Source organism: Actinoplanes sp. NPDC048791, from assembly GCF_040650095.1.
Taxonomy (GTDB): Bacteria; Actinomycetota; Actinomycetes; order Mycobacteriales; family Micromonosporaceae; genus Actinoplanes.
On sequence record NZ_JBEZGQ010000142.1, the window covers coordinates 1 to 12,829 of the forward strand.

Annotated in this window: 15 protein-coding genes; 6 read left to right on the plus strand and 9 right to left on the minus strand. The window is 71.2% G+C overall.

Going from position 1 to position 12,829, the window contains the following annotated elements; all coding sequences use genetic code 11:
- Together AB0C29_RS13650 and AB0C29_RS13655 are read right to left on the minus strand one after the other, a co-directional pair.
- The coding region (locus AB0C29_RS13650) for a TRAM domain-containing protein (RefSeq protein WP_360819745.1) at positions 1-613 on the minus strand (613 nt) is incomplete at its 3' end.
- Complete coding sequence (locus AB0C29_RS13655; protein ID WP_360819748.1) at positions 610-2,661, minus strand: APC family permease; 2,052 nt, start codon at positions 2,659-2,661, stop codon at positions 610-612. The genes AB0C29_RS13655 and AB0C29_RS13650, both read right to left, overlap by 4 nt.
- A gap of 114 nt (positions 2,662-2,775) precedes the next feature.
- Here AB0C29_RS13655 and AB0C29_RS13660 point away from each other — a divergent pair, with 114 nt between their 5' ends.
- On the plus strand, positions 2,776-3,441 hold the full coding sequence (locus AB0C29_RS13660; protein ID WP_360819751.1) for a TrkA family potassium uptake protein: 666 nt from the start codon (positions 2,776-2,778) through the stop codon (positions 3,439-3,441).
- A complete protein-coding gene (locus AB0C29_RS13665; RefSeq protein ID WP_360819774.1) occupies positions 3,438-4,118 on the plus strand; it encodes a TrkA family potassium uptake protein in 681 nt (226 codons plus the stop codon). Before AB0C29_RS13660 ends, AB0C29_RS13665 begins: the two co-directional genes overlap by 4 nt.
- On the opposite strand, the gene AB0C29_RS13670 is transcribed toward AB0C29_RS13665, so the two are convergent.
- The 4 genes from AB0C29_RS13670 to dut all read right to left on the minus strand — a co-directional run bounded on the left by AB0C29_RS13670 (position 4,115) and on the right by dut (position 6,706).
- On the minus strand, positions 4,115-4,936 hold the full coding sequence (locus AB0C29_RS13670; protein ID WP_360819754.1) for a DUF3159 domain-containing protein: 822 nt from the start codon (positions 4,934-4,936) through the stop codon (positions 4,115-4,117). The genes AB0C29_RS13665 and AB0C29_RS13670 overlap by 4 nt on opposite strands.
- Positions 4,933-5,310, minus strand: coding sequence for an OB-fold nucleic acid binding domain-containing protein (locus tag AB0C29_RS13675; RefSeq protein WP_360549604.1), 378 nt, complete (start codon positions 5,308-5,310; stop codon positions 4,933-4,935). Before AB0C29_RS13675 ends, AB0C29_RS13670 begins: the two co-directional genes overlap by 4 nt.
- A 145-nt stretch (positions 5,311-5,455) precedes the next feature.
- Complete coding sequence (locus AB0C29_RS13680; protein ID WP_360819777.1) at positions 5,456-6,169, minus strand: DUF3710 domain-containing protein; 714 nt, start codon at positions 6,167-6,169, stop codon at positions 5,456-5,458.
- 45 nt (positions 6,170-6,214) lie between these two features.
- A complete protein-coding gene (gene dut, locus AB0C29_RS13685) occupies positions 6,215-6,706 on the minus strand; it encodes a dUTP diphosphatase (RefSeq protein WP_360819757.1) in 492 nt (163 codons plus the stop codon).
- 90 nt (positions 6,707-6,796) lie between these two features.
- Between dut and AB0C29_RS13690 the strand changes: the two genes are divergently transcribed.
- Entirely contained in the window at positions 6,797-7,279 is a 483-nt protein-coding gene (locus AB0C29_RS13690; RefSeq protein ID WP_360819760.1) for a DUF3093 domain-containing protein, read from the plus strand.
- Here AB0C29_RS13690 and AB0C29_RS13695 read toward each other — a convergent pair.
- Both AB0C29_RS13695 and AB0C29_RS13700 read right to left on the minus strand, forming a co-directional pair.
- On the minus strand, positions 7,269-8,126 hold the full coding sequence (locus AB0C29_RS13695; RefSeq protein ID WP_360819762.1) for a hypothetical protein: 858 nt from the start codon (positions 8,124-8,126) through the stop codon (positions 7,269-7,271). The genes AB0C29_RS13690 and AB0C29_RS13695 overlap by 11 nt on opposite strands.
- Positions 8,127-8,281: 155 nt before the next feature.
- Positions 8,282-8,578, minus strand: a complete 297-nt coding sequence (locus AB0C29_RS13700; RefSeq protein ID WP_023561654.1) for a DUF4193 domain-containing protein — start codon at positions 8,576-8,578, stop codon at positions 8,282-8,284.
- A 385-nt stretch (positions 8,579-8,963) separates the two neighbouring features.
- On the opposite strand from AB0C29_RS13700, the gene AB0C29_RS13705 reads away from it, so the two are divergent.
- Positions 8,964-9,497, plus strand: a complete 534-nt coding sequence (locus AB0C29_RS13705) for a LytR C-terminal domain-containing protein (protein ID WP_360819765.1) — start codon at positions 8,964-8,966, stop codon at positions 9,495-9,497.
- Between the two features lie 20 nt (positions 9,498-9,517).
- Here the strand turns inward: AB0C29_RS13705 and AB0C29_RS13710 are convergent, their stop codons facing one another.
- The gene (locus AB0C29_RS13710) at positions 9,518-10,339 is read right to left on the minus strand and encodes an inositol monophosphatase family protein (protein WP_360819768.1); all 822 of its coding nucleotides are present in this window, start codon (positions 10,337-10,339) and stop codon (positions 9,518-9,520) included.
- 276 nt (positions 10,340-10,615) lie between these two features.
- On the opposite strand from AB0C29_RS13710, the gene AB0C29_RS13715 reads away from it, so the two are divergent.
- Both AB0C29_RS13715 and AB0C29_RS13720 read left to right on the plus strand, forming a co-directional pair.
- Entirely contained in the window at positions 10,616-12,190 is a 1,575-nt protein-coding gene (locus AB0C29_RS13715) for an RNA polymerase sigma factor (protein ID WP_360819771.1), read from the plus strand.
- 290 nt (positions 12,191-12,480) lie between these two features.
- Positions 12,481-12,720, plus strand: a complete 240-nt coding sequence (locus AB0C29_RS13720; protein ID WP_125803548.1) for a hypothetical protein — start codon at positions 12,481-12,483, stop codon at positions 12,718-12,720.
- The last annotated feature ends 109 nt before the right edge of the window (positions 12,721-12,829 follow it).

Below are 12,829 nucleotides of genomic sequence, written 5' to 3' on the forward strand. Positions count from 1 at the left end.
CCATCTGCTGCTCGCCGCGGGCGCCGCGATAGCCACTGCCGCCGCGCTCGCCGGGCCACAACCGGCCGGTCACGTCGAGCTTCTGCAGGTCCGGGTGGGCGATGAGGCAACGATCGACGGGTACGACCTCGTGCGACCGGTGCTTCAGCAGCCCGGGCCGGCCGGCGGCGTCCACCGCGTACCGGACCCGCGACCGCCAGCCCAGCGGGCCGCCCGGCAGCGGCCGGACCCGGACGTCCAGCTCGGTGATCCGTTCCCCGCTCAGGCCGCCCATCCGGCCGAGCAGCTCCTTGACGACGGCGGTCTTCCACTCCAGCTGCGCTTCGGGCGCCACGTGCTGCAGGTCGCAGCCACCGCAGCCACCGGGATGCGCGAACGCGCACGGCGGCGTCACCCGCTCCGGCGCGGCCTCGTGGATCTCCACCGCGTCCCCGCGCAGGTAGCCCTTGTGCAGCTCGGTCAGCTCGACCGTGACCCGCTCCCCCGGCAGCGCGTGCCGGACGAACACCACCCGGCCGTGCGGGCCGCCGATCCGGGCCACGCAGTGCCCGCCGTGCGCCGGCGCACCGACGGTGACCTCGACGCGGTCGCCCTCGAACAGTTCGTCGCTCACTTCGGCTCTTCCGGGGGATCGGCGGGAGGCGTGGCGGCCACCCCGGCCGGCACGTTGCTGGGACGGGTACGCGGACCGCGGGCCGGCGCGCGGCTCAGGTCCCGGTCCAGCCGGTCGAGGTCGCGGTCCTGGCTCGACTGCAGCTGCCACGGGACGCTGGTCACCATCACCCCGGGCTCGAACAGCAGCCGGGTCTTGATCCGCAGCGCGCTCTGGTTGTGCAGCAGGTTCTCCCACCAGCGGCCGACCACGTACTCGGGGATGAAGACGGTGACCACATCGCGCGGCGAGCCGCGGCGCACGCTCTTGACGAAGTCGATGATCGGCCGGGTGATCTCCCGGTACGGCGAGTCCACCACGGTCAGCGACACCGGGATCTGCCGGCGTTCCCACTCGGTCTGGATCGTCCGGGTGTCCTTGTCGTCCACGTTGACCGTGACCGCGGTCAACGTGTCCGGCCGGGTCGCCTGGGCGTACGCCACCGCCCGCAGGGTGGGCTTGTGCACCTTGCTGACCAGCACGACGGCGTGGTTGCGCGACGGCAGCACCGGTCGCTCGTCGCTGGGCTCGAGCTCCTGCGCGACCCGTACGTAGTGCTTGCGGATGCCCAGCATGCCCAGATAGATGACGATCATGAAAACGATCGCGATCCAGGCGCCGAGCAGGAACTTGGTGATCAGCACGACGATCAGCACGGCGCCGGTGAGCGCCATGCCGAAGGAGTTGATCGCGCGCGAGCGCACCATCCGGCGTCGCACGCTCTGATCCCGCTGGGTGCGCAGCAGGCGGTTCCAGTGCCGGATCATGCCGCCCTGCGACAGCGTGAAGGACACGAAGACACCGACGATGTAGAGCTGGATCAGCCGGGTGACCTCGGCGTCGAAGGCCACGATCAGCAGCATGGCGGCGACGGCCAGGAAGAGGATGCCGTTGCTGAACGCCAGCCGGTCGCCCCGGGTGTGCAGCTGCCGGGGCAGGTAACGGTCCTGGGCCAGGATCGAGCCGAGCACCGGGAAGCCGTTGAAGGCCGTGTTCGCGGCCAGGAAGAGGATCAGCGCGGTGACCGCACCGACCACGTACAGCAGGATCGAGCCGCTGCCAAACACCGTCTCGCCGAGCTGGGTGGTGACCGTCTTCTGCACGTAGTCGGCCGGTCCGCCGATGATCTGCGCCGGGTCCTCGACGAACTGCAGGTGGGTGGCCCGGGCCAGCATGATCATGCCGACCAGCATGGTGACCGCGATGCTGCCCAGCAGCATCAGCGTGGTCGCGGCGTTGCGGCTCTTCGGCGGCTTGAACGCGGGCACGCCGTTGGAGATGGCCTCGACCCCGGTCAGCGCGGCACAGCCGGAGGAGAACGTCCGCAACAGCAGGAAGACGAAAGCGAAGCTGGTGAGGTGATGCTCCTCGGCGTCGATGACGATGCCCGCGCTCGGCGCACGCAGGTCCTCACCGAGCAGATAGACGCGTACCAGGCCGGTGAGCAACATGCCGAGGATGACCACGATGAACGCGTAGGTCGGGATGGCGAAGGCGGTGCCCGACTCCCGCAGGCCGCGCAGGTTGAGCGCGGTGAGCACGGCGATGGCGGCCAGCGCGACACCGATCTTGTGCTCGGCCACGAAGGGCACCACCGAGCCCAGGTTCGCCAGCCCGGCGCTGATCGAGACGGCGACCGTGAGGATGTAGTCGACCAGCAGCGCGCTCGCCACCGCCACCCCGAAGCGCGGGCCCAGATTGACCGTCGCGACCTCGTAGTCCCCGCCGCCGGACGGGTACGCGTGCACGTTCTGGCGGTAGCTCGCCACCACCGTGGCCATCACGACCGCGACCGCGAGCGTGATCCACGGTGAGTACATGAAGGCGCCGGCGCCGGCGATGGACAGCGTCAGCAGGATCTCGTCGGGCGCGTACGCGACGCTGGACAGCGCGTCCGAGGCGAAGACGGGCAGCGCGATCCGCTTGGGCAGCAACGTGTGCTGCAACCGGTCGGAACGGAACGGCCGGCCGAGCAGGAGCCGCTTCGCTAAGGACGTCGAACTTGCCACAAGCGCCAAGCGTACGGCTGTGCACGCCACGCCGTCGGCCGCCCCGGCCAACGGCCGTCGCCGCCGCATGGCACGCTCTGCCTAGGTACGCATCCAGCGGGAAGGCGCAAAACCTTGCACGTGGTGATCATGGGCTGTGGCCGGCTCGGCTCCACCCTGGCGAACAAGCTCGACGCGCGCGGCCACTCGGTCGCCGTGATCGACCAGAACGCCGACGCCTTCCGCAGGCTGGGGGCCGAGTTCGGCGGCATCACGGTGACCGGGATCGGCTTCGACCGCGAGGTGCTGCGCTCGGCCGGCATCGAGCGGGCCGACGCCTTCGCCGCGGTGTCCAGCGGCGACAACTCCAACATCATCTCGGCCCGGCTGGCCCGCGAGACGTTCGGCGTGTCGCGGGTCGTCGCCCGCATCTACGACGCCAAGCGGGCCCAGGTCTACGAGCGGCTGGGCATCCCCACCGTGGCGACCATCCGCTGGGCCGCCGACCGGATGGTGCGCCACCTGGTCCCGGAGGGCACCGTCGAGGTGTTCCGCGACCCCACGAGCTCGGTGTCGATCGTCGAGGCGCCGTTGCACCGCGACTGGGTCGGGCAGACGCTCGCCTCGCTGGAGGAGGCCACCGGCGCCCGGGTGGCGTACCTGATGCGGTTCGGGATCGGCTCGCTGGCCACCCCGTCCACCGTCCTGCAGGACGGTGACCAGGTCTTCATGCTGGTCACCGACGACATCGTCGCCGACGTGCTCGCGAGCGCCGCGGGCTCCGGGCTGGGGGGTCACTGACCATGCGGATCGCCATCGCGGGCGCGGGCAACGTGGGCCGCTCGATCGCCCAGGAACTCATCGGCAACGGCCACCAGGTGATGCTCATCGAGCGCCAGCCCCGCCAGCTGCGGCCCGAGCGGGTGCCCGAGGCCGAGTGGGTGCTGGCCGACGCGTGCGAGGTCAGCAGCCTGGAGGAGGCCGACGTGGCCAACTGCGACGTGGTCGTGGCCGCCACCGGCGACGACAAGGCCAACCTGGTCTGCTCGCTGCTGGCCAAGACCGAGTTCGCGGTCAACCGGGTGGTCGCCCGGGTCAACCGGGCCGAGAACGAATGGCTGTTCACCGAGCAGTGGGGCGTCGACGTCGCGGTCAGCAAGCCGCGGCTGATGGCCGCCCTGGTCGAGGAGGCGGTCACCGTCGGCGACCTGGTCCGGCTCATGACCTTCCGGCAGGGCGAGGCCAACCTGGTGGAGATCACCCTGCCGGCCACCGCCCCGTACGTCGGTGAGCCGGTGCGCTCGGTGCCGATGCCGCGCGACTCCGCCCTGGTGGCCATCCTGCGCGGCAAGCGCGTGCTGGTCCCCACGCCGGACGACCCGCTGGAGGCCGGCGACGAGCTGATCTTCGTCTGCACCTCGGAGGTCGAGGACGCGGTCCGCGCGGTGGTGCTCGGCAACACCCGCGAGCTGGGTTAGGAGGCCTCGGCCGCCTCGGCCTCGGCCGCCTGCGCGGAGGTCACCCGATGCACCGCCCAGGCGGTGAAGGCGAAGGTCGCGGCATAGATCGGCCAGCTGATCAGGATCCGGACCACGCCGATCGCGTTCGCCTGGTCGGCCAGGTAGAGCCAGCCCTGCACGCCCGCGCGGATGAACAGCGACGCCGCCCAGACCAGGGTCAGCCACTGGAAGGTGCGGAACAGGCGGGGGTTGTCGAACCAGTCGTGCTTGCCGCCGTTGGCCAGCACGCCCCAGACGTAGCCGATGATCGGCCGGCGCACCGCCACCGAGGCGATCAGGACGACCACCTGGCCCAGGGTCAGCAGGATGCCCGGCAGGTAGAAGTTCTTGGCGTCACCGGTGCGCCAGGCCAGGAACGCACCGATCGCGATGCCGAACAGCCCGTTGACCGCGTGCCGGATCGGCTGCTTGCGGGTCAGCCGGTAGATGCCGATGGCCAGGGCCGAGCCGACACTGCCGGCGATCGCCCAGTACAGCGCGGTCTTCTTGGCCAGATCCAGCCCGGCCTCGCCCAGCAGCACGTTGAGCACCACGAATGCGAGCACCGGCACGCTGGACTCGATGAGCCCGCGGACCCCGCCCAGCTGCTCGGAGATCTGCTCGCTCATCGACGGGAAGGGCTCCTCGGCCTCCTCCGTCCGGCCGGCTGACGGCAGCACCGGCGGCGGATCGAGCTCGTCGGCGAATTCCCCGACGAGTTCCTCGACGACTTCCTCGGCGACCCGGTCCTCCACTGACTCGTGCGCGGCGTGACGGGGTTCGCTGCCGGGTGTCACCGGGGCGCCTCCAGCTCGTAGTACGGGTTGTAGATGACCTTGCGGTCGTCGCGCAGGGCGATCCGGCCGCGGGCGGTGAGCTGACGACCCGGTTCGATGCCGACGATGGAACGGCGGCCCAGGAAGACGAGCGTGACCACGTCGCTGCCGTCGTAGAGGTCGGCCTCGAGCGTCGGCAGGTTGGTGCGGGGAGTGTACGCCACCGTGCGCAGCCGGCCGGACACCGAGACGACCTGTCCCCGATGGCACTGACCGGCGGGCATGGCACCGCACTTGGCACTGTCGCGCTGCAACTCCTGCGCGTCCAGCTCGGCCTCGGACGCGGTCAGCCGTTCGAAGAACCGGCGCAGCCCGGTGCGCTCATCGGTCGACATGACCTCGTGCCACCCTCTCCTCGGCGAACCGTGGAAACGCGCCGGCGGGGGTACCGGCGGACGGCACACAGTGTGGGCAGGTGCCGCAAGCCCACGGTACGCCGGAAGCGGCCCCGGTGACGTACCTCACCGGGAGCCGTTCCGATCAATGCGCGTGGCGGCCGTTCGTGCCGGGGAACTGCTCGTTCATGGCCACGTCGGGCGGAGTCGGGTCCTCGCCGTCGGCGGCGTGCTCCTCCGCGTGCTCGGCCATCTCGCGCGGCAACCGCAGCGGCAGCGCCTCACGCACCGGCCGCGCCTCGTCGTCGCGGACCACGACCAGGCCGCGCAGGCAGTCGCCGAGCACGCCCTCCTGCCCCGGATCGGCGGCGGCCAGCCCCTGGAACAGGGCGCGGACCATCCAGCGCGGGCCGTCCACCCCGACGAACCGGACATCCGCCGGCCCCTCGGGCGTGTTGACCCGGGCGGCCAGCTCGACGCCGTACGGCCCGTCGAACTCCTGCGGCGCGGCGCCGTCGGACTTCATCGCCGCGGCGATCTCGGCGCGCACCTCGTCCCAGATGCCCTCGCTGCGCGGCGCGGCGAAGACGCCGAGCTGCAACGCGCTGTTGCCGTGCACGAGCACGATCTGCTCGACGGCGCCGTCCGGGTTGGCCTGCACCCGCACCTCGACGCCCTCGATCGCCGGGATGAGCAGGCTGCCCAGGTCCAGCCGCTGCACACCCTCGGGAGCCTGCCTGCTGTCGTACGGGCCGAACTCGGGCGCCGGCCCGTCGCCCATGCTCTTGGCGAGCGCCGCCGACTGGGGAGCGTCGTCCGGGCGCACGTGCTTCGGACCGCCGCGCTTGCGGGAGAACATCTGCGTTGCCACCTTCTTCGTCCTAGAACTGCTGCTGCGCGGGCTTCATCGCCGGCCCGGCCCGGTCGGCAGAGCCACGTGCCCGCCGGTCGAGCCGTGCCCGCCCGCACCCCGGGAGGTGTCGGCGAGCTCGTCGACCACGTGGAACACTGCCCGTTCGACCCGCTGCACGACCAGCTGGGCGATCCGGTCGCCCCGGGAGATCTTCGCGGTCGCGGCCGGGTCGTGGTTGACCAGGTTGACCAGAATCTCGCCCCGGTAACCGGCGTCGACCGTACCGGGCGCGTTGAGCACCGTCACGCCGAGGCGCACCGCGAGACCGGAGCGGGGATGCACCAGGCCCACGTAGCCCTCCGGGAGCGCGATCGCCAGCCCCGTCCGCACCAGGAGCCGAGCGCCGGGGGCGAGCTCCACGTCCTCGGCGGCGTACATGTCGGCGCCCGCGTCGCCCGGGTGGGCGTAGGCCGGCAGCGGCAGGTCGGGGTCGAGCCGGCGGACCTGGATGTCCACGGGTTCGGTCACGGTAGCGGTCCTCACGATCGGCGTCGGTCCTGCGGGCGGGCGAGCGGCACCCACCCTGCCATCCTGCCGTCGCCGCGGACGGAGGCGCGCCGTACCCTCACCAGGGTGACATCCGAGGCCTCCGCACGCACGGCGGCGCCGCGTCCGGCGTACGCCGAGCGCCTGCACATCCCGTGGCTCGCATGGCCGGGCTGGCTGCTGGTGGCGGCCCTGCTCGCCGCCGTGAGCTGGATGGGCAGCACCGGCCTGCGCGCCTGGGTGCCGTTCGCCGTGCTGCTGCCGCTGACCGTCTTCCTGCTGTGGCGGGCCGATCGGATCCGGGTCGCGGTCACCGCGACGGAGCTCCAGGTCGACGACGCCCGGCTGCCGTTGAGCGTGATCGCCGACGTGATCCCGCTGGACGCGGCGGGCAAGCGGGAGGTGCTCGGCGTGGGCTCGCACCCGCTGGCCTTCGTGGTGCAGCGGCCCTGGATCAAGGGCGCGGTGCAGGTGCTGCTGGACGACCCGGCCGACCCGACCCCGTTCTGGGTGGTCAGCTCCCGGCACCCGGTCGAGCTGGCCACGGCACTGCTGCGCGCTAGGAGCTGATCTCCCGGCGCTCCCCCTCGATGACGGCGGGCCCCTGCCGGCGCAGGTCCTTGACCAGCTTGTCGCCGAGTGAACGGGTCGCCCGCCGGTTGAGGTAACTCGCCACGGCCGCGCCGGTGAGCAGCGGGCCGAGCGTGGTCAGGTTGCGCCCGAAGCGGCGCAGCAGAGTGCCCTGCAACTCCTTGCGGGCCGCGGTGCCGAGCACGGTGGCGACCCCCACGCCGGGCACCAGCGGATTGACGCCGCGCTGGCCGGACCAGGACTGGATCAGGGCGGTCGCGCGCTCGACGGCGCTGCCGGTGACCGGCCGGCCGTACACCTCGTGCAGCTCGCCGAGCAGCTTGAGCTCGATGGCCACGACGGCGACGGTCTCGGCGGCCAGCAGGACGGGGGCCGAGAGCAGGGTCGGGGTGGCAGCCCATTCGAGAGAAGCGACACCGCCACCGGCGGCGCCCACCCCGGCGGTCGCCCGGGCGGCGTTGCGGATCAGCCGTTCGGCGAGCTCGTCGCCGTCCAGCCCGTCATAGTGGCGGCGCAGAGTGGCCCGGTCGCGGACCGGCACGTGCGGTGCCACGTCGGCGACCACGTCGGCCATCCAGCGCAGGGCGGCCTGCGGCCGGAACAGCTGGCCGAGACCGCGCCGGCGGACATCGCCGACAAGCCGGCCGAGCAGGCGCCGGCGACCGGCCGGTTCCAGGTCGTCGGCGGTCAGGGCGGCCACGGTCGCGCCGATCCCGGCTTCCCCCGGGTCGGTCGGCCCGTGGCCGGCAGGCTCGGCGGGGTCGACCTTGATGAGCTCACGCCCCGGTTCCGCGGACTGTGCCGTGTTGTCGTCTGGGCGGCTCATCGTCGACCTCCCCGTGTCTGCCGTCGGCTTCGATACGGTCAGCCTGATACCCGGTGGAGCGGCCGGGGCAAACCGGCTACCGGGGCGTCAGGGGTCGGTACGTGACCCGGCCGTCGGACGACGACCGGGGATTGCCCTGCTCGCGGGCGCGCCGGTCAGGCGCACTCGCGGCAGATCAGTTCCCCGTTGCGTTCCACCGCGAGCTGGCTGCGGTGATGCACGAGGAAACAACGGGCGCAGCGGAACTCGTCGGTCTGCATCGGCAGCACCTTGACGGTCAGTTCCTCGTCGGCCAGGTCAGCACCGGGGAGCTCGAAGCTCTCCGCCACCTCGACCTCGTCGACGTCCACTGCGCCCGACTGCGAGTCGGCGCGGCGGGCCTTGAGCTCCTCGAGGCTGTCCTCGCCGAGGTCGACCTCGTCGCGACGCGGGGCGTCGTAGTCGGTGGCCATCGGTTTTCACTCTCCTGTATCGATGTGTCACTTGGCGTTAGTAACGCCAGCGACGGCGTTTCGGTTCCCGGGTGCGACGGACTTTTTTCCCCGATCTGAAACAGGGATCGCCCGTCCGCCGGGGCGCCCCCACCCCCTCGTGAAACTGCCCCGGCAAACGCGGCACCTTACCGCCCTCGCGCGTGGCTTGTACGCGCGCGGGCGGCCAATTGTTCCCGATGTGACCGAGGCGACATCAAGGTAGGGGTCGCAGCCCGTGGATCATCGTCGCCGCGCCGGGAACATTCCCTCTTTCCGCAGGCTTGGCGTGCAGACGCTAACCTCACCGCATACTCCGTCCGGCACCGGACGGTGGTCGATCGAGCTGACCCCGGGAGCCAGTTCCATGAGCTTTGCCCGCGTCCGAGCGCTCGTCGTGGTCGGCGTGCTCGCCGTGGCCGCGGTGGTCTTCGTCGTCGTGGCGTTGGTCCGCGACACGCAGGGCGACGCGGTCGCCGGCGGCTGCCCCGACGGCTCGGTGATGGCGAACCTGACCCTGCCCGACGACCCCGAGCAGGTCACCGTGCGGGTCTTCAACGGCACCAAGACCCCCGGGCTGGCCGACAGCGTCACCAACGAGTTCAAGAACCGGCGCTTCAAGACCCAGAAGCCGGCGGAGAACAAGAAGAAGGTCGAGGACGTCGCGGTCATGCGGTACGGCCCCGAGGCGGTCGGCTCGGCCTGGCTGCTGCGGGCGTACTTCCTGAACCAGGCGGAGCCGCAGTACGACCCCAAGCGCAAGGGCGCGGTGGTCGACGTGGTCGTCGGCAAGGGCTTCCAGCAGCTCGCCACCACCACCGAGGTCAACCAGTCGCTGGTCGAGCTCGGCGAGCCCGAGCTGCCGCCGGGCGCCTGTGTGGCCCCCAAGAAGGACTCCTGACCCCGGCCTCTCCAGCCGGCTCAGGGACCACCCGCGGCGTCCAGCTCCACCAGGGCGTCGTGCAGCGGGCCGAAGATGGCCGGCGGGGCCGCGACGACCATGTCCGGCCCGGCCGGCGCTCCGTCGAGTCCGGACACCAGCAGACCCGCCTCGGTGGCGACCAGGCCACCGGCGGCGTGGTCCCACGGGTTGAGCCCCTTCTCGAAGTAGGCGTCGACGCTGCCCTCGGCGGCCAGGCACAGGTCGATCGAGGCGGCCCCGAAGCGCCGGATGTCGCGCACCCGGGTCAGCAGCTCGGCCACCACCGCACCCTGATGGGCCCGGCGCGCCCGGTCGTAACCGAAACCGGTGGCGAGCAGGGTCTGGTCCAGGGTGGTCCGCAGCGAGCCGGTCAGCCGGCGCCCGCCGCGCCAGGCGCCCCCGCCGAGCGTCGCCGTCCACTCGTCGCCGGTGACCGGATTGAGCACCACGCCGGCCACCACGACGCCGTCGACCTCCGCGGCGAGCGAGACCGCGTACTGCGGGAGGCCGTAGAGGTAGTTCACGGTGCCGTCGATGGGGTCCAGGATCCACCGTACGGCTCCGGCGGCCGTTTCCGCGGAATCCCCGTACTCCTCGCCCAGCACGCCGTCTGCGGGCCGCTCAGCGGCCAGCGCGGCGACCACCTGTCGCTCGACGGCCCGGTCGGCCGCCGTCACCACGTCGGTGTCGGTGCTCTTGGTCTGCACGTCGGTGATCGCCTCGGCCCGGGTCCGCCGGGCGGTCGCCGCGGCCTCCCGGGCGATCCGTACGGCGATCTCGAGTAAGGTGTCCGGCGTCGATGTCCCCGGTTCAACAGCCACTGGTGACCGTCCTTTCAGCCGTCGTCATTGTCCCGGCAAACGCCTCCCGAGGGCCCGGTACCCCCCTCGAGACCCCCCGCGGCGTGCCGGTGGCGTGCTGCGGCGGGAGGATCTAGCCGGACGGCGCTACAATTCACCCCTGCCCACGCTTCACGGACAGCCGCCAGCGGGCCCGTCCGCGTCCCGAGGGCTCCCACACCACACCGGCCAGCCTCGTTCCGCCGCGCGCTGCGCTGGGTTCATGGCCGTGTTACATCGCCCTCCGGAAGGTCATTCGTGACAGAAGCCCACCAGACCGGTGCCGACGTTCGCTCTCTCACCGAGGCCCTGATCGCCCATGCTCAGGGTGCGGGCGGGCAGATCACGTCAGCCGAGGTCGTGCAGACGGTCGAGTCGGCCGAAGTCACGCCGGCCCAGGCCAAGAAGATCCTCCGCGCCCTCGTGGACGCGGGAGTCACGGTCGTCGTCGACGGCTCGGCGAGCACCCGCCGCCGGGTCGCCGCCGCCCGCGCCGCCACCCCCGCCTCCAAGGCCACCACCGCCAAGGCGACCCGCGCCCCGGCGAAGAAGGCCGCACCCGAGCAGAAGCAGCCCGGCACGGAGGACGACGCAGCCGCGCCGTCACCCGCCGCCGTGGCCAAGAAGGCAGCTCCCGCCAAGAAGGCCGCCGCCGCGCCGCGCAAGGCCGCCCCGGGGGCCAAGGCCGCTCCCGCCAAGGCCGCCAAGCCCGGCGAGACCCCGGCCGAGGGCGAGGAGATCGATCCCGAGGAGCTCGCCGCCGAGATCGAGGACGTCGTCGTGGAGGAGCCGGCCGCCCTGGTCCAGGCCGCCGCCACCGACGCGGCCGCGACAGCGACCGACGGCGACTTCGAGTGGGACGACGAGGAGTCCGAGGCGCTCAAGCAGGCGCGCCGCGACGCCGAGCTGACCGCCTCGGCCGACTCCGTCCGGGCCTACCTGAAGCAGATCGGCAAGGTCCCCCTGCTGAACGCGGAGCAGGAGGTCGAGCTGGCCAAGCGCATCGAGGCGGGCCTGTACGCCGCCGAGCGGCTGCGCGCCTGCGACGAGGGCGAGGAGAAGCTCGAGCGCAACTTCGAGCGGGACCTGCGCTGGATCGGCCGCGACGGCGAGCGGGCCAAGAACCACCTGCTCGAGGCCAACCTGCGACTCGTGGTCTCGCTGGCCAAGCGCTACACCGGCCGTGGCATGGCGTTCCTGGACCTGATCCAGGAAGGCAACCTGGGCCTGATCCGCGCGGTCGAGAAGTTCGACTACACCAAGGGCTACAAGTTCTCCACGTACGCCACCTGGTGGATCCGCCAGGCCATCACCCGCGCCATGGCCGACCAGGCCCGCACCATCCGCATCCCGGTGCACATGGTGGAGGTCATCAACAAGCTCGGCCGCATACAGCGTGAGCTGCTCCAGGACCTGGGCCGCGAGCCCACGCCGGAGGAACTGGCCAAGGAAATGGACATCACCCCGGAGAAGGTGCTGGAGATCCAGCAGTACGCCCGGGAGCCCATCTCGCTCGACCAGACCATCGGCGACGAGGGCGACAGCCAGCTCGGTGACTTCATCGAGGACTCCGAGGCGGTCGTCGCGGTCGACGCGGTGTCGTTCTCGCTGCTCCAGGACCAGCTGCAGCAGGTGCTGCAGACGCTGTCCGAGCGCGAGGCGGGCGTGGTGCGGCTGCGGTTCGGCCTGACCGACGGCCAGCCGCGCACCCTGGACGAGATCGGCCAGGTCTACGGGGTCACCCGGGAGCGGATCCGGCAGATCGAGTCGAAGACGATGTCGAAGTTGCGACACCCGTCCCGCTCGCAGGTCCTGCGCGACTACCTGGACTGATTCTGACCACGGCAGGCACGGACACCTTGATCAATACGGGATTACCCCCGTTCAGTCAACAGTCCGTGCCTGTTTGGTCACCACCCGTACATCGTTCGGTGGTGATCAGACCGTTGTGCAGAAGTGATCGTTGACGTGGCACCCTTGGAGCACGGCACACTAGCCGGACCACATGTGACTTGGGTCCCCCCGGGGCACAGTGGGAAGGCTGTTAGGGCCAAGGGTGTTGCACCATGGGTGAGCAGTAGCCGAGGAACATGTTCATCGGTGACGACCAGAGGAGGAAGGCGATGACCCCGACTCTCACGCCGCCGGCGGGAACGGTGGCCGGACCAGCAGCCGATGAACGGTGCGACCGCTGCAATGCAGCCGGAAAGCTCCGTTTGACCCTGGCTGGTGGCAGCGAGCTGGTGTTCTGCGGACACCACGCCAACAGGTACGCCGAGGACCTGGTGAAGATCACGGTCCAGTACAAGGCGGACCCGGAGTTCTCTTGGCGTGGCGCAGACATGATGTCTAACTCCAACTAACCCCCGACAGACGATCTGAGGGGCGCCCGGTGTGGGCGCCCCTTATTTTGTGTTTCAGCTGGCTGCGTGGTGGGGCTTGGGGGCGGGGATGACCCACGCAGACATCAAG

Bases quoted from the DNA above. Each gene is read 5' to 3' on its own strand.
- AB0C29_RS13675 (WP_360549604.1), bottom strand. From the start codon at position 5,310: ATGTCGACCGATGAGCGCACCGGGCTGCGCCGGTTCTTCGAACGGCTG.
- AB0C29_RS13680 (WP_360819777.1), bottom strand. From the start codon at position 6,169: ATGTTCTCCCGCAAGCGCGGCGGTCCGAAGCACGTGCGCCCGGACGAC.
- AB0C29_RS13695 (WP_360819762.1), bottom strand. From the start codon at position 8,126: ATGAGCCGCCCAGACGACAACACGGCACAGTCCGCGGAACCGGGGCGT.
- AB0C29_RS13700 (WP_023561654.1), bottom strand. From the start codon at position 8,578: ATGGCCACCGACTACGACGCCCCGCGTCGCGACGAGGTCGACCTCGGC.
- AB0C29_RS13705 (WP_360819765.1), top strand. From the start codon at position 8,964: ATGAGCTTTGCCCGCGTCCGAGCGCTCGTCGTGGTCGGCGTGCTCGCC.
- AB0C29_RS13720 (WP_125803548.1), top strand. From the start codon at position 12,481: ATGACCCCGACTCTCACGCCGCCGGCGGGAACGGTGGCCGGACCAGCA.